We start from the raw sequence: 15,932 nt of genomic DNA, 5'->3' as shown, positions 1-15,932 counted from the left end.
GAGCAGGAAGCCCAAGACCCTTGCGAAGCATGGTCTTGGGCTTTTTTGCGTTATTCCTCCTCTTCCTCCACGATAATCCGTACGGTATTGGTCAAGAGACCGGCCCGGAAGCAGGACGTTCCGAAGCGGAATTCGAACAGAACAGCCGCCAGGTTAATAAGGATGCCGCCCGCTGGCTCAGCCAGCACGTTGACCTGGAAGGTCAGCCGCCGCGTTGCGCCGGGACCGATGGTGCCAAGCGGGATGCCCGCTTGAGGGTCAGGCTGCGGTATGCCGTCAACGGTAAGGCTTCCCGAAACGAACTGAAGCTGATTGTCGAGCGGATCGTAGAAGATGACGTTGCCTGCCGTAATATCCGTTGACAGGTTCGTAAGCGTAACATTGTAGTGGTAGCTGTCTCCGACCTTAACGATTTGCGCGTCCGCCGTCTTGAGGAAGGAAGCAAAATCGGCTGCCCGGATCGTGCTGACCGGGTTCGAAATCGTATTAGATCGGAACGTCTGCGAGACAATCTGTTGATTCGGCATAATAAAATCGGCTTTTACCTGGCTCGTGTTCGTCAGTGAACCGCTGCCTCTTACAAGCACGTCAAACCGGATAAACGCATTTTGGTTAGGAGCAATAGGTCCGAGACTAATGCCTTCATTCGGATTCGCATTAAGCCTAAGAACATTATTGACCCGGACGGTACCCGGGAGGAATGTCGCATTGGACGGCAGAGCATCGGTCAGGACCGTTCTTCCGGACACGGCATTGCCGTTATTGACGACAAAGATCGTGTACGTTATCCGCTGTCCCGCAAACAAAGAAATATCAAGGAAAGCCTTGGACACCAGAAGAGAAGGCGCATTTGGGCCCGGTGTATTCGGAACCGCAACAAAGCTGGTTGAGATAATAGGCTGAACGGTTCCCGTCAGAACAGGAATAGTTAAGCCTACAAGCGGCGTAAGCGTAATGCCGGGAACGGTGACCTGCTGATTAAGCAGGACGTTTCCGCTTGGGTCGGTTATCGGTCCAAGGTTGGGAACCTGGCCCGGCGCCGGCGTTACGCCCGGCTTAAAGACGGGTAGGACAGGCAGCATAAGCCCGGGAATAGGGGTGACGCCTTGCAAAGGGGTCAAGGATACGTCTCCCGGCGTACAGGTCGCCGGCACGGTGCCCGGCGGGACAGTAACAACAAAGCCCGCATTGACAATTTGTCCGTTTGGCGGATGACCTGCGACAAAAGCCTCGAATTGGATGGTGACGACCTGCCCTGCGTTAATTATCCCGATGACGACCTGTTCGGTAATATCGACGCCGCTGAACCGGCCCCCGTCAATGAACAGGCTGGACGGAATAAACTGGATGCCCGGAGGAAGGACCTCGACCAACAAGGCTTCTCCCGGCGATGTCCCTACATTTGTGACGGTGATCGTATAAGTAATCGTATCCCCAATTTGCGCGGTTGAGACATTTGGTGTTTTGGTTGCCGTAATGATGGGTCCCGTAATTAAGGCCGGTGTCGTCGTAGAGGTAGAAGTTGTGGTTGTTGTCGTAGGCACCGGCGTCGTTGTCGTTGTTGTTGTCGTTGAAGTAGTAGGGACGGCGGTTGATGTACTGGATGTTGACGTGGTGCTCGTTGTTGAGGTCGTTGATGTCGTGCTTGTCGTTGACGTGGTTGAGGTTGTCGTCGTTGTTGGGGCTAGCGTTGTCGTTGTTGTTGTCGAAGTCATTGGCACGGCGGTACCCGGCAGGCAGCCCATAAACGGAATATTATGCGCCTCAAGCGTGCCGCCAACATTCGTAAGCGATTGGGCGACAAGCGTGCCGTCAATGTTGCCGAAGCCAATCGCTTCCCAGTTGGCGTAAGGAGCCAGCACCGAGCCGGTAATCGAGATATTCTGATTAAAGGCGGTAACCGCCTGATAGAAATTCCAAAGAATAAACTGTCCTTCGCTAGGACTGGCCGTAACGCCATTGCGGAAGATTTGAAAGCTGCCGAAGCCGACGTTATCGTCGCCAACGTTAATAAGGATAGTCGAGCCCGCAGGGGCGATGATATTAAGTCCGTTCGCCGTATCCAGGCGCAGCCCGTTGCCGTCCACATTATTGCCGTTAAACATAAAGATGTTAATCGCGGGATCCGTTCCCGTAAGTACGATTTGGCCAAAATGATTCATTACCGTGCCGTTTACCGGCAAGGCGGCAAGGTTAAGGGATAACTGGGCCAAGGATTGCTCCGCTCCGTCAAAATCGATAGGGGTGCCCACCAGGGGTTGGCCGGGAACTCGGTTGTTATTGGTCATCGTATAGTTAATGACAGTGCTGCTAGGAAACACGGTTGTATTTCCCGCGAAGTTAGTTCCTGCCGTGATATTTACGTCTCCCCGGATAATGAGATCCGATCTGGTTGTAGAAACGGGCAGTTTATCCCCTACCCCATAGCTGTTGTAAGTGGCATTGCCGCCAACGGCCACTCTCCCCTCCGAATCAACGAAGGATTGCGTGTGATCGCCAAACAGAAACAAGTTGAAATCATTGGCTATCCCCAGATTGACACAGGCCATTTTCGTTATCCCCTCCTAGCACAGTATTCAGCCCTATATACGCACACCCTACATACCTATGCATAATCCCTTTTATTCAGGCATACAAGACATTATTTACGCGAAAAAAAGGGGGGCGAGCGTTGAAGGTTGCGATTCTGACCATGTTCAACGGGTTGTCGAAAACCTATTCCTTAGTCAGCGTTGTGGAGGAGCATCTGCATATGCTGCTTGGCGGCGGAGCCGAAGTCAAGATGCTCGTCAGTCAGGACTGCCCGGATTCCGAGCGGTATGGCATCTATAGCGACGAACGGATTGAGTGGGTGAAAATAACGAATAGGCTGCATGGCAAGCAGATACATTGGGTGGATTACGCGCAGCCAACGGGAAGGGTTCATCCAAGCTTCTTCCAGGAGGCAGAGGCCATTGCCGACAGCCTCTATGAAGCTTTGCTTGATGTGGACGTTGTGTTTCTCCACGATATTTTGTACCAGGGCTGGCACCTCGTTCATAATATTGCGGTCCGCCAAGCGCAGGCCCGGCTGCCCCGGCTTCGGTTCCTTGCCATGACGCATTCTTACCCGGCCGTCAGGCCGCAGCGGATGGACTGGCCTCTCTCGGCCAGGTTTCTGCCGCTGCCGAATACGACCTATCTTTATCCGGCCGAATCGGGACTAGCCGCGCTTGCGGACCAGTACAGGGTTCCCCTGGAGCTGTGCAAAGCGATTCCCAACAGCCTCAATCTGTTTGGCGAAATGGGAGAAGAGGTACGGCGGCTTGGAACGAGGACCGATCTGCTGTCGCCGGACATTCTGGCCGTCTATCCCGGCCGGCTCACGACAGGCAAGCAGATGGAGAAAGCGGCTGCTTTGTTAGGGGCCATTGGAGCGGTGTCGGGCAAACGGGTGAAGATGATCTTTTGCGATTTTCCGTCTCTCGATATCGAGCCGGCTGCTTACAAACGGAGAATCGGAAGCGAAGGAGAGCTATACGGTCTTGGCCGAGAAGACCTTGTATTCACCTCGGATCTGGGCTGGCCGGACGGCTTTCCGCATTCGGGGGTCATGGATCTGTTTACTTTAAGCAATCTGTTTATATGCACCTCTTACTCGGAATCCTTTGGGCTTATTGTGCTGGAGGCGGCCAGCCGGGGCAATATGCTTGTTCTTAATGAGGCGGTACCGGCGTTAGAGGAACTGGGCAACCGGCTTCAAGCGTATTTTATGAGATGGAATGCAAGGGGGTTCGGCGTGGATACGAGAGAGACCTATCATCCTTCGGAGGAGGCGTATTTGCGCGAGCACGCGGAGCTCATCCTGGAACGGATGGAGAATAATCCGGTTATTCAGGCCAAGACCATAATCCGCCGGCAATACAATCCAAGGTGGATCTGGGAAAACCGGCTAAAGCCGCTAATTGAACATCGGCCCTTAGAGGGGCTTTAAAGAAAGGCTCTCCGTATCCGGGGAGCCTTTCTTCTTGTTTCTATGAATAATTTGGCATTGCTATTGGGAATCAATAACATAATCTTTTTCCCTGTGCCCAGGGAATAACAGGAACGGAATGAGCTGCTTATGAGTGGAACGACCAATAAAATCAATATCGCCCAATTGCTAATGATTTTCGCTTTGACGAACGGCCTTATCAATCATGTCATTGTTAATCCGATGCTGCTTGACGCTTCCGGGCGGGATGCTTGGATTACGGTAATCGTGACAGGGGCTGTTTATCTAGTATTGTGCCTGCTGCTGACCTGGATGATGAAAAAGTCGGGCCAGCAGAAGTGGCAGAAGTGGATAGCGGATAAGACTCATCCCATTGTGTCATGGATTCTGATTCTTCCGGTCTGCGTCATTCTATATGTAATCGGGGCAACAACCGTTCTCCATACCGTGAAGTGGAATACAACCAACTACCTGCCGGCCTCCCCGGCTCTGGTGCTTGCTCTTACTCTGGTTATTATCTGCTTTTTTATAACGGTATGGGGTCTCCGCTCGATTGCGATAACCTCGGGCGTATTGTTTCCCTTTGTCTGCGTATTGGGGGTGTTCGTCGCCGTCTTTAACCACTCGGAAAAAGACTATAGATTGCTGACCCCGATTCTGGAGCACGGGTGGACACCTGTTGCCGACGGCATCTTGTATGCGTCAAGCGGTTATATCGAGGTTATCTTCCTGCTACTGCTGCAGCATAGGCTTAGCGAAAAAATCAAGACGTGGCACGTTCTCGTCTACGGCCTGTTTATCGTAGGAATCATGCTGGGGCCAATCGTTGGGGCTATTACCGAATTCGGTCCCAAGGAAGCAGCCAATCAGATGACTTCCCCTTACGAACAGTGGCGTCTTGTGAAGGTGGGGCAATATATAGAGCATGTCGATTTCTTCTCGATCTTTCAATGGATGTCAGGGGCTTGCATTCGCATTTGCATAGCGGTGTACCTCTTGACCGATGTTCTGAAGATGAAGGGGAAAGTCCGCAAATGGACGACGGCCGTTATTATGTCCAGCTATATCTTTATTGGCATCATTCGCACGAATGATTATTCCTATTACCAGTGGATGTACAAAGTGTTTTTGCCTATTTCGCTTGTTATTCTGCTGGTTATAACACTGACATGGATGGTCATCACCTTGTTTGCCAAACCATACCGGAAGGATGAACCTCAATGACGGCAGCCGCAGGCAGCGTGAGCTGGACCGAAGAACGATTGAAGCAGTTATATCAGGGGTCGGCTGACGTATTCGTCAAGCCATGCCGGTTCGGAGCAAGCGACAAGCCTTCCGTCGTACTGGTATACGCGAATGCTCTTTGCGATACGGGGCAAATTCACGAGTTTGTCCTTCCCGTTCTTACCGAATATTACGAGGCAGCCGGCAAGGCTTCGGCTGAAGACATCCATCAGATGATTTCCCGGCTGTCTCTGTTCGCATATAAGGGAATGCCTACCGCGGAAGATATTGATGAGATTGTTTTTGAGGGGGGGCTATTTCTTTATTTTGTTCAGGAAAAGCGTTATTTCAATATGGGAATCAGCGACCGCCCGCAGCGGATGCCAAGCGAATCCAGCACGGAAATTTCCATTAAAGGCCCCAAAGACGGCTTTATCGAGGATATGTCCGTCAATGTAGCGCTCATTCGCAAACGGCTGCGCAGCCATTCTCTTCACGTGAAGGAATATACGATCGGCAAGCGGACGAAGACAAGGCTGTCCGTGCTCTATTTCCAAGATATTATTAACCCAAAAATATTAAATGCGGTACATAAAAGCCTGCAGTCCATTGATACGGACGGTCTCTACAGCATTAACCAGCTGGAGGAGGAGCTAACCGGCTCGAAATACAAGCTTCTACCGCTGCTGGATTATACGGGGAGGCCCGATTATTGCGTAAACGCCCTGCTTTCCGGCAGGTTCCTCATTGTTATGGACGGCAATCCGCTAGTTATGATAGGGCCTGCGGGATTAAGCCTGCTGCTTAAATCGCCGGAGGACATTCATTTCAATTACACTTATGTCTCGTTTGCACGGTTGATAAGGCTGATCAGTCTGTTCTTAACCGTCTTTCTGCCTGGGATTTGGGTAGCGCTTATGGCCTTTCATCAGGACCAGCTGCCGTTCCGGATTATGGCGACCATATCGGTCTCCCGGCTTGGGCTGCCTTTCTCCGCTCAAATCGAAATGTTTATTCTGCTGATGCTGCTGGAGATCTTCCGCGAGGCCGGCGTCCGGCTGCCGACTTCCATCGGCCAGACCTTAACGTCGATTGGCGGTCTCATCATTGGCGATGCCGCGATCCGCGCGGGGCTGGTGTCTCCGTCGGTCGTGGTGATTGGCGCCATTACCGCAGTCTCGGGAGTAACGCTGGTTAACCAGTCGTTAAGCACGGTCGTGAGCATTATCCGGCTGTTCTTTTTCATGCTGTCTTCCTTCCTCGGCATGTATGGGGTCATTCTCGGGATCGTCATCTTTATTGCGCTTATGGGAAGCCAGCAGTCGTTTGGCATGAGCTATCTTGCGCCTCTATCGCCGCTTAAAATCAAGGATGTTGTGGCCTCGTTCCTTAGACTTCCTTGGTTCCTAATGAAACGGCGTCCGTCCGTCCTGCAAAATCAGGATGACGAGCGGTAAAGGAGTGGAATAGGATGCGGCTGCTTATCGTAAAAATATTTGTTTGCTTGCTGAGTGTTTGCCTTCTTCCCAGCTGCGCAAACTCGAGGGATATTCAGAATATGGCCTATGTAACCGCGCTTGGCGTGGATTTCGAGAATGGCGAATACAAGACGTATGTACAGGTGCTTAACTTCTCCAATATCGCGAAATCCGAGAATACGTCGCTGGGCAAAAAGGTACCGATCTGGATCGGAAAGGGGCACGGGAAAACGCTTGCCTTATCGCTTTCCGATACGAACCAGACCTCGCAGTTTCCTTTGTTCTGGGGGCATCTGAAGACTGTCGTTCTAAGCGAGAATCTAATGAGGCGCGGCGGGAAAGATACGTACGAAACGTTAAACCGCCATTACGAAATCCGGTATAACGTGCTTGTATTCGGCACGAAGGAGAGGATGGAGGACATTTTGACGCAGAAGTCGATCTTTAATCTGTCCCCGCTTGATACCATCATGTACACAAGCGTGCAGAACCGCAACCAAAGTTCTTACGTCATTGCCTCCTATGGCAACCGGCTTATCGCAAATATGAATGAACCGGGTAACTCGCTTTACATTCCTTCCATTTCGATTAATAAACACACATGGCTGGAGGAAAAAGCCGGGCGCGGGATGTTTGAGATGAACGGAGCGTATTTTTTCGATAAGGGCAAGGTAGTGAACTGGATGTCCTCGCAGGAGCTCATGGGGCTGAGGTGGGCTACGGAAAAAATCAGCAGGACGGTACTTCAGGTGCCTTTGGAGGACGGTCAAATAGGAGCTATTCAGTTCGAACATCCCAGGATGAGGGTGATTCCGAAGGTGCAGGGCAACGGGGACGTCAAGTTCGACCTTAAGGTTATGGCAAAAGGAACGGTCAGAGATTCGGATAATGCGACTATAGCGGTGATGGAGAAAAAGGCGGAGCAGGCTATACAATCGGAAATCCAAAAGACGTACAAGGTTGGCATTGCGAAGCATTGCGATCCGTTCAAGCTGGAAGAGACGTTGTACCGGCAGCGCCCGCGCCTGTTCCACCAGCTGACCAAGGGAGGCTTCTTTTTCCTGAACGAGCATTCCCTTGGCCGCGTGTCGGTTACCGTCAAGATTACAAGCACAGGGAAGTACAAGGAGATCGTAAAATAGGGTTACAACGTTTGGCCACTGTCGACGGTAATCATCTGGCCGGTCATGGCTTCCTGCTCCAGCGAAGCGCAGATAAGCCGGGCAATATCTTCGGGAGTTGAGATTTGCTTCAGAAGCAGGTTAGGGGCGAGCTGCAGCATTTGTTCTTCCCGGCCGGCCCACCATCTCGTTGCGACGGCGCCCGGCACCACGCAGTTGACTCTTATATGAGGAGCCAACGCCCGCGCGAGAGATTTGGTAAGGCCGTGGACGGCGGCTTTGGATACCGCATATGGCAGGGACGATCCTAAGCCAGTTGTACCGGCGATGCTGCCGACATTAACGATGGCGCCTCGTCCCTGTTTTTTCATGTGGGGAGCGGCTGCTCTTGCGCAATAGAACATGCCCTTTACGTTGACCTCAAAGAGTTCGTCCCATACTTCGCCGGTTGCGGCGTCCAGGTCGGAGAACGGAATGTGGCGGGTGATGCTGGCATTGTTCACAAGCAGATCCAAGGTGCCAAAGCGCTGAACGATACTTTCTACCATGTCTTTGACCTCCTGATCCTTCGATACATCCGCCTGAATGGCCATCGCCTTCCCGCCCAAGCTCTGAATGAGCTGTACGGTTTCCTCTGCTTCCCGCGCGGAGCGGGAATAGTTAACGGCAACAGACGCTCCTTTGCCGGCTAATGCTAGACTGGTTGCCCGTCCGATTCCCGTTCCTCCTCCGGTTACAAGCGCTATCTTATGTTTCAGTTCCATAGGATGACCTCCCCGTTCTTCGTTTAATGTCATTGTATAAGCTGCTGTTCCATTTGTATAATTGAATAAAATAAAGAATTGATTCAATTTTATTGAATACAATTGGAGGAGATGGAGCAACGAATGGATCTGAAGACCTTAAAGACTCTGCACGCCATTGTCCGGCATGGCAGCTTTCATCAAGCGGCCGAGGAGCTGAGCTACGCCCAGTCTACGGTGACGATGCAGATTCAGAGGCTGGAGGCGGATCTTGGCGTCAGGCTGTTTGAGCGGGGGAAGAAGGTTCGGCTGACGGAAGCGGGAATGCTGTTCCATGAGCAGAGCCTGGATATTGTCCGCCGTATGGAACGGCTGCAGAGCAGCTTGGTCGAATTGCAAAACGGCGAAGCCGGGAAGCTGAGGCTTGGGGTAACGGAGCCGACCGCCAGCCGCAGGCTGCCGCAGCTGCTTATGGATTTTATGAACAGGCATCCGAAGGTTGAGGTGTCTCTTGAGATTGCCAGCACGCCTCTGCTGGTGAACGGGCTGAGACGGGGGGAGCTGGATTTTGCGTTATGCTCCGCGCCTGAATCAGGGGAGGAATTGTATTTCCACCCGCTGTTTCAAGAAAAGTTTGTCCTGCTGCTGCCCGAGAACCATCCGATGACAGGCTTGGAACGCATCAAGCTTGCCGACTTGGAAGGGCATCGCCTGCTTATTACGGCGGCAACCTGTCCCTACCGGAAGAGGCTCGAGAGGGTCCTGCAGGATAACGGGCCTCTATCGATCGAGACGATGGAAATCGGCAGCATGACGGCGCTTAGACAATATGTGGCGCACGGCTTTGGCATCGCCCTCGTTCCGCTGACTGTCCTAGAGCCATTGCCCGAAGGCACGCGAATAAGGGAGCTTGAAGACGTATCGATAGACATGCTGATGGGGCTGGCAAGCCGTACCGCTCCGTTATCGCCTGCAGCCGCAAGACTTTACGAGAATTTAAGGCAGGCGTTAGAAAGGATTTAGACCCCTGCATAGAGAAGGAATGATATGGAAACGATAGTGCAAGGTTCAAATCGTTTAACTAACTCTAAGAAAGAAGGTCTATCATGTCCAAACTGAATATCGGGATTATTTTGGGAAGCACACGCCAGGGCCGCGTATGTCCGCAAGTAGGCGAGTGGGTAAAGGGTGTTGCCGATAAACGCGGCGATGCTAACTACGAGATCGTAGACGTTGCAGATTATAAGCTGCCGCTGTTTGGCGAAGTGGATGCTTCGGAGCAAGCAGGCGCTTGGAATGCGAAGCTGGCGGGCCTCGACGGTTTTGTGTTTATCGTAGCGGAATACAATCACAGCATCACGGGTTCCTTGAAAAATGCGCTCGATTTCGCGCGCGAAGCTTGGAACAACAAAGCAGCCGGCATCGTGAGCTACGGCTCGGTGGGCGGCGCCCGCGCGGCAGAGCATCTTCGCGGCATTCTTGGCGAGCTGTCGGTAGCCGACGTGCGCGTACACCCTGCGCTGTCGCTGTTCACGGACTTCGAGAATGGTTCGGTATTCAAGCCGGCCGATCTTCATCTGACGAACGTAAACGGCATGCTGGACCAGGTCCTTGCCTGGAGCGGCGCGCTTAAGACGCTTAGACAATAGAATGATTGCCTTACGAAGAGCATCCTCCTTGGAGGGTGCTCTTTTTTGCTGTTTATTTTGCGGCAAATTGTAACCTTCTTGTCCGAATTCGCGTCAGTAGCACTGTTATGCATGCGATATCATTACCCACATCGAGGAGAGTGCTGGACGTGAAATCATTGGAAGAGGGAAGATCAATTGAAACCTGCCGCCTGGGGCGGATTTTGGACAGTGACGTAATCGGCTATGGTATTTAGCAGCCTGTTATTCCTGTTTATTTTTTTGCCGGCGGTATTCCTGCTCTACTGGCTGTCGCCGCGAAGAGGGAAGAATCTGATTCTGTTCCTGGCCAGCCTTGTCTTTTATGCCTGGGGCGAGCCGGTCTATATCGTCATTATGCTGATCTCGACGGTGACGGATTACAGCTTCGGCCTCCTGTTGAGCAAGCCGGAGTGGGGGCCGAAGCGGCGCAAAGCGATTGTCGTCGCCTCGGTTATCGTGAACCTGGCGCTACTGTCGTATTTCAAGTACGCCGACTTTGCGATCCGCAACGTGAACGCCCTGCTGGGCACGGATATTCCGCTCACGGAATTGGCGCTGCCGATCGGCATCTCGTTCTATACGTTCCAATCGATGTCCTACATTATCGACGTGTACCGGGGAACGGCGAAAGCCCAGCGGAACTGGATAGACTTCGGTACGTTTGTGGCCTTGTTCCCGCAGCTTGTCGCGGGGCCAATCGTGCAGTACAACACGCTGGCGGAGCAGCTGAAGGAACGCCGCGTGACGATGGAGATGTTTGCGGAAGGAGTAAGGCGTTTTATTATCGGCCTGGCCAAAAAGGTGCTTCTGGCCAATAACATCGGCTTGCTCTGGCATGCGGTTTCGGACGCCGATGCGGGCACGCTGCCGGTACTTACCGCATGGCTTGGCATTATCGCTTTTGCGTTCCAGATCTATTTCGATTTCAGCGGCTATTCGGATATGGCCATCGGGCTGGGGCTGATGTTTGGGTTTCGGTTTAACGAGAACTTCAATAAGCCGTATACGGCGCAGAGCATTACGGATTTCTGGCGCAGATGGCATATATCGCTGAGCACCTGGTTCCGGGATTACGTCTATATTCCGCTTGGCGGCAACCGGAAAGGTCTGCCGAAGCAGCTCCGCAACATCCTGATTGTTTGGGTTCTAACCGGAATCTGGCATGGGGCGGCCTGGAATTTCATGCTGTGGGGCTTGTATTTCGGCATTATTCTTATTTTCGAAAAATGGGCCGGGCTTAAGCTGCTCGCCCGCGTGCCGCGCTGGATCCGGCATGTGTACGCCTGCCTGCTTATCCTGATCGGGTGGGTGCTCTTCGCCTTTGACGAGCTGCCGAAGGTGGTCATCTACCTGAAAGCGATGTTTGGCCTAAGCGGCCAGCCGCTCTGGAATGACGGGACGGTGTACTACTTGTACACGAACCTGGGTTTGCTCGCGGTGCTTGTGCTGGCCTCAGTCGCCTGGAGGAAGCGGATGGCGTCCACGCCGGAGAACGGCAGCTGGCCGGCCGTCCGCCCGCTGGCCGGCTTTGCCTGGCTGCTTGTCCTGTTCTTCCTCTCCGTCTCTTATCTCGTCGACGCGACGTTTAATCCGTTCCTGTATTTCCGTTTCTGACAGCAAGGGGGACCTCCATGATGAAAAAACAAACCGACCGTCTGCTCGCCATCTGGTTTGTCGCGACGATCTTTGTTCTCGCCCTGATCTTCCTCTTCTCGCCGGCAAGGAAGTTCTCCGAGCTTGAGAACCGCTATTTGCAGGCGGAGCCCAAGCTGACCTGGGACGCTCTGCTTTCCAAGCAGTTCGCGGAGGAGGCGGAAACGTTCGTCACGGACCATTTTCCGCTTCGCGGGCAGTGGGTATGGGTGAAGTCGCTCTCCGAGCAGCTGCGGCTTCAGCAGGAGAACAACGGGATTTACAAAGGGAAGGACGGTTACCTGTTCGAGAAGTTTACGAAGCCGGATCCTGCCTTGCTCGCTCAATATACGGATGCCGTGAAGGGCTTCGCCGCCTCTAGTCCGGACTCCGAACTGACGTTGCTTCTTGCGCCGACCTCCATTGGTCTTTATCCGGACAAGCTTCCTTGGAAAGCGCCGCATGACCGGCAGGATCAGGTGAACGCAGCGGTAGGGGAAGAGCTGCGAGGATCTGCCAATCTGACGTATATCAACGGGTTCGACGTTCTGATGCCGCATGTCTCCGACTCGATCTATTACCGGACCGACCACCACTGGACAACGCTTGGCGCTTATTATGCCTATGAGGCTTATGCGAAGCGGATGGGCTGGACCCCGCATCCGCTGTCGGATTATACGGTCAAGACCGTAAGCGATTCTTTCCTCGGCAGCTACCATACGCGCGGGCAATTCAGCCTGGCGAAACCGGATTCGCTGCAGGTCTTTCTGCCGAAGAAGCCGGTGGCCACTTCGGTGCATGTAGCGGATACCGATTCGACCTCAACCGGCTTATACGACGAGAGTTTCCTGGCGAAAAAAGATAAATATTCGTATTTCCTAGGAGGCGTTCATGCGCTTATGACGCTGACAAGCGATATTCCGGAGGGCGAAGCGGATCTCGACAAGCTGCTTGTAGTCAAGGATTCGTACGCCCATAGCGTCTTGCCTTTCCTGGCGCAGCATGTCAAAGAAATTCATGTCATTGATATGCGCTATTACAACGGCAGCGTAAGCGAATATAGGAAGGCGAACGGCATAAGCCATACCCTTATGCTGTTTAATACGGCAACCTTCTCGGAGAACAACGAGATTCTTAAGCTAAACAAATAATCGATATCACAAGGGAGAGTTCTTACATGCAAAAACGTGCCATCATTCTTCTTCTCGCCGTCATGATTATGGGAGGCGCACTAAGCGCCTGCGGCGGCAATAACAATAACAGCAGCAATAATACGGCAGCCTCGCCAACCCCTACGGCTACGGCTACGGCTCCGGCAGAAGAGAGTCCGTCCGAAAGCCCCGATTCGCAGCCTAGCGAAGAGACATCGGCGACACCGGCTGAGAGTCCTTCGCCAAGCGCTAGCCCGGATCCTTCGCCAAGCGCTTCAGCCGAGCCAAGCAAGAAGCCGGCGCCGTCGAAGGAACCGGCAGCTAGCGCGAAGCCATCCGAGCCGGCCAAGAAGCCGGCGGTAACGCCTTCGCCAAGCGCGAAACCGTCCGCTACGCCAAAGCCGACGCCTGCACCAACGCCAAAGCCAACCGTCAAGCCTAGCCCAAGCCCGTCTACTGAGGCTGCGGCGAGCGATGTCATCGATGCGATGCTGAAAGCGGTCGAGCAGCCTGCCCTGATCGCGATGACCGCCGATGATGTGAAGAACATGTATGGCATCGACACCTCGACGCTTGCCGATTATTCCGTCCGCATGCCGCTAATGAACGTAAAGACAAACGAGATTGCCGTATTTAAGGTGAAGAAAGAGAAGGATATCGACGCCGTGAAGAAAGGCATGGTCAGCCGCGCCGAAGCGGTTCAGAAGCAGTTCGAATCCTATTTGCCGGACCAGTACGAGAATGCGAAGAACTACAAAATCGTCGTGCAGGGCAACTACGTCCTCTTCGTCATCTCGGAGAGCGCGGATGATCTGGTGAAAGCGTTCAAGGCCGCGGTGAAGAAATGATGAACAAGGCAGCCGTATAATTTGGCTCGTTAGATTCATCCTATTTGGGTAAGAGCTGGCGTAAGGAGGTTACCCAAATGAATAAATCTCTGTTCCATCTGTCTTATATCGTTTTGCTTGGAGGGCTGCTCGCGCTGGGGCTCATTTGGATGGGATGGTGGACATACCACCGGAGGAAGAGAAAGATACGATAAACCAAGAAGCCATGAATTCCGTCTTAGGAGTTCATGGCTTTCTATTTTCGATGTGAACCGATTACTTAATCCCGAAACGGATAAACGAATCCACGATATGCCGGCGGAGCAGCAGGTAGATAATCAGGATCGGCAGACAGGAGACGGTGGTGGCGGACATCAGGGAGCCCCACATATTCGTATCGGAGTTGACGAACAGCTTCAGGCCGATCTGAATCGGCGAGTTCTCCATCTTCTTGGTGATCAGCATCGGCCACAGGTACTCATTCCAGGAATTAATGAACGAAATGATGCCAAGCGAGGCGATCCCCGAGCGGATATTGGGAATGATGAGCCGCACAAGGATGTCCCAATCGTTCATGCCGTCGATGCAAGCCGCCTCAATCAGAACGCCGGGGAAGGATTGAAACGACTGATAGAGGGACAGAATCGCAAAGGTAGACACGCAGAAGGGCAGGACAATGCCAAGCAGGTTGTCGTTAAGCCCCATGTTATTGACGAGAACATAATTCGGAATCATGATCGCCTGGAACGGAATAAGCCAGGTCAAGCTCAAGACCGAGAAGATCAGGCCTTTGCCGCGAAATCTCCAGCGGACGAGAGCGTAAGCCGCAAGCAGGCTGGTGGCCAGCTGAAGCAGCGTCATCAGAATCGAGATGCCAAACGAGTTGAAGATCATCCGGACAATCGGCATCTGGGAAAAAGCGTACGTATAGTTGCTGAACGTAGGAGCCTTCGGAATCAGGCTGGATGTAAAAATCTCGGACTCGTTCTTGAGCGAGGAGTTGACCATCCAGTACAGCGGGATAATCGCAATGATACACATCATAGCAAGCGCTCCGTGCCGCAGGAATGCCAGTACCGGGCTACGTTGTTTCATCGAGCATTCTCCTTCACCGTTAATTATCGTAGAACGACAGCTTGCGGGATGCCGCATTCATAAGCAGCGCGATCGCGCCAAATACAAAGAAGAAGACAAGCGCCGCCGCCGAGCTGAAGCCTGCATTCAAGTTTGAGAACGCGAAGCGGTACATTTCGTAATAGATGTTGGTTGAAGTGCCGTACGGACCGCCCGTTGTCAGAATATCGATATAAGCAAATGTCCATTGACTGGAGAATAGGATGCTCATCATCAGCATGAACATAATCATTGGCGACATGAGTGGTACGGTGACGTTAACGAATTGGCGCAGGCTGGAAGCTCCGTCAATCGCGGCGGCCTCGTAATATTCGCGGTTGATGCCGGTTAACGCCGCCGAGAACATAATGACGCTGAAGCCGATCATTTTCCAGCCGGTAATGAACAGAATGATCCACTTCGCATAATGCGCGTCGGAGAAAAAAGCAATGGGCTGGTTGATCAGATGCAGCTTGACCAGGATATGGTTCATTACGCCGTTCGACGGATGAAATAACCATCTCCAGATGGCGCTGACCGACACGGGGGCCAGAATCATCGGGATAAAGAAGATACCTCGGTAAACATTTTTCATGCTGCCGTTCATATTGTTCGTGACGACAGCCAGTACAAGCGGAATAAGGATGGAGAAAGGCAGCAGGCCTACCGTATAGAAGACGGTATTGCCGATGGAATCGATAAAGCTGGGATTATGGAACAGCCGCTCGAAGTTATCGAGGCCTACGAACTTCTTGTCGGTGCCGGGAACCATGTTCCACTTATGGAAGGCCAGATAAAAGGTTTGGATAAGAGGCCTGTACATCCAGATGCTGAGCAGAGTAATGGCGGGGGCCAGGTAGACGAACGGTTTGATCCGCCGCCACAGCTTCGCTTTATTCAGACGTTTTCTTGCAATAGAAGGACTCCCCTTTAAAGGGGGGGCATACGAGTTATCGATCGTTTGGCTCATAACGGTTCCTTTCCTTATGGAGGAGGCAGA

Annotated in this window: 13 protein-coding genes; 9 read left to right on the top strand and 4 right to left on the bottom strand. The window is 52.8% G+C overall.

Features of this window, described 5'->3' with window-relative positions:
- Positions 1 to 50: 50 nt before the first annotated feature.
- Positions 51 to 2,549, bottom strand: a complete 2,499-nt coding sequence (locus tag WFK81_RS17165) for a choice-of-anchor A family protein (protein ID WP_336787615.1) — start codon at positions 2,547 to 2,549, stop codon at positions 51 to 53.
- A 122-nt stretch (positions 2,550 to 2,671) separates the two neighbouring features.
- Between WFK81_RS17165 and WFK81_RS17160 the strand changes: the two genes are divergently transcribed.
- The 4 genes from WFK81_RS17160 (at position 2,672) to WFK81_RS17145 (ending at position 7,817) form a co-directional block, all read left to right on the top strand.
- Positions 2,672 to 3,973, top strand: coding sequence for a glycosyltransferase (locus tag WFK81_RS17160; RefSeq protein WP_336787614.1), 1,302 nt, complete (start codon positions 2,672 to 2,674; stop codon positions 3,971 to 3,973).
- 129 nt (positions 3,974 to 4,102) lie between these two features.
- Positions 4,103 to 5,197: a GerAB/ArcD/ProY family transporter gene (locus WFK81_RS17155; RefSeq protein WP_336787613.1), complete on the top strand. Its 1,095-nt coding sequence runs from the start codon at positions 4,103 to 4,105 to the stop codon at positions 5,195 to 5,197.
- Positions 5,194 to 6,654, top strand: coding sequence for a spore germination protein (locus tag WFK81_RS17150; protein WP_336787612.1), 1,461 nt, complete (start codon positions 5,194 to 5,196; stop codon positions 6,652 to 6,654). The genes WFK81_RS17155 and WFK81_RS17150 overlap by 4 nt, the downstream gene beginning before the upstream one ends.
- A 14-nt stretch (positions 6,655 to 6,668) precedes the next feature.
- Positions 6,669 to 7,817 carry a Ger(x)C family spore germination protein gene (locus WFK81_RS17145; RefSeq protein ID WP_336787611.1) on the top strand — a complete coding sequence of 383 codons (1,149 nt, stop codon included), beginning with the start codon at positions 6,669 to 6,671 and terminating at the stop codon, positions 7,815 to 7,817.
- A 2-nt stretch (positions 7,818 to 7,819) separates the two neighbouring features.
- Here the strand turns inward: WFK81_RS17145 and WFK81_RS17140 are convergent, their stop codons facing one another.
- A complete protein-coding gene (locus tag WFK81_RS17140) occupies positions 7,820 to 8,560 on the bottom strand; it encodes an SDR family NAD(P)-dependent oxidoreductase (protein ID WP_336787610.1) in 741 nt (246 codons plus the stop codon).
- Between the two features lie 123 nt (positions 8,561 to 8,683).
- Here WFK81_RS17140 and WFK81_RS17135 point away from each other — a divergent pair, with 123 nt between their 5' ends.
- From WFK81_RS17135 to WFK81_RS17115, 5 genes are all read left to right on the top strand, one after another.
- Positions 8,684 to 9,562 (top strand): LysR family transcriptional regulator, encoded by an 879-nt coding sequence (locus WFK81_RS17135; protein WP_336787609.1) that lies wholly within the window; start codon positions 8,684 to 8,686, stop codon positions 9,560 to 9,562.
- Positions 9,563 to 9,645: 83 nt separating this feature from the next.
- Positions 9,646 to 10,188, top strand: a complete 543-nt coding sequence (locus tag WFK81_RS17130; RefSeq protein ID WP_132308383.1) for an NADPH-dependent FMN reductase — start codon at positions 9,646 to 9,648, stop codon at positions 10,186 to 10,188.
- Between the two features lie 225 nt (positions 10,189 to 10,413).
- On the top strand, positions 10,414 to 11,823 hold the full coding sequence (locus WFK81_RS17125; protein ID WP_336787608.1) for an MBOAT family O-acyltransferase: 1,410 nt from the start codon (positions 10,414 to 10,416) through the stop codon (positions 11,821 to 11,823).
- A gap of 20 nt (positions 11,824 to 11,843) precedes the next feature.
- Positions 11,844 to 12,992 (top strand): DHHW family protein, encoded by a 1,149-nt coding sequence (locus WFK81_RS17120; protein ID WP_336787607.1) that lies wholly within the window; start codon positions 11,844 to 11,846, stop codon positions 12,990 to 12,992.
- A 26-nt stretch (positions 12,993 to 13,018) separates the two neighbouring features.
- Positions 13,019 to 13,840, top strand: a complete 822-nt coding sequence (locus WFK81_RS17115) for a DUF4358 domain-containing protein (protein ID WP_336787606.1) — start codon at positions 13,019 to 13,021, stop codon at positions 13,838 to 13,840.
- A gap of 255 nt (positions 13,841 to 14,095) precedes the next feature.
- Here the strand turns inward: WFK81_RS17115 and WFK81_RS17110 are convergent, their stop codons facing one another.
- Both WFK81_RS17110 and WFK81_RS17105 read right to left on the bottom strand, forming a co-directional pair.
- Positions 14,096 to 14,914, bottom strand: a complete 819-nt coding sequence (locus tag WFK81_RS17110; RefSeq protein WP_336787605.1) for a carbohydrate ABC transporter permease — start codon at positions 14,912 to 14,914, stop codon at positions 14,096 to 14,098.
- Between the two features lie 19 nt (positions 14,915 to 14,933).
- The gene (locus WFK81_RS17105) at positions 14,934 to 15,902 is read right to left on the bottom strand and encodes a carbohydrate ABC transporter permease (protein WP_336787604.1); all 969 of its coding nucleotides are present in this window, start codon (positions 15,900 to 15,902) and stop codon (positions 14,934 to 14,936) included.
- Positions 15,903 to 15,932 lie beyond the last annotated feature (30 nt).

The sequence above is a fragment of the Paenibacillus sp. MMO-177 genome (assembly GCF_037147795.1).
Lineage (GTDB): Bacteria > Bacillota > Bacilli > Paenibacillales > Paenibacillaceae > Pristimantibacillus.
This window is presented reverse-complemented; position numbering and strand designations above follow the sequence as displayed.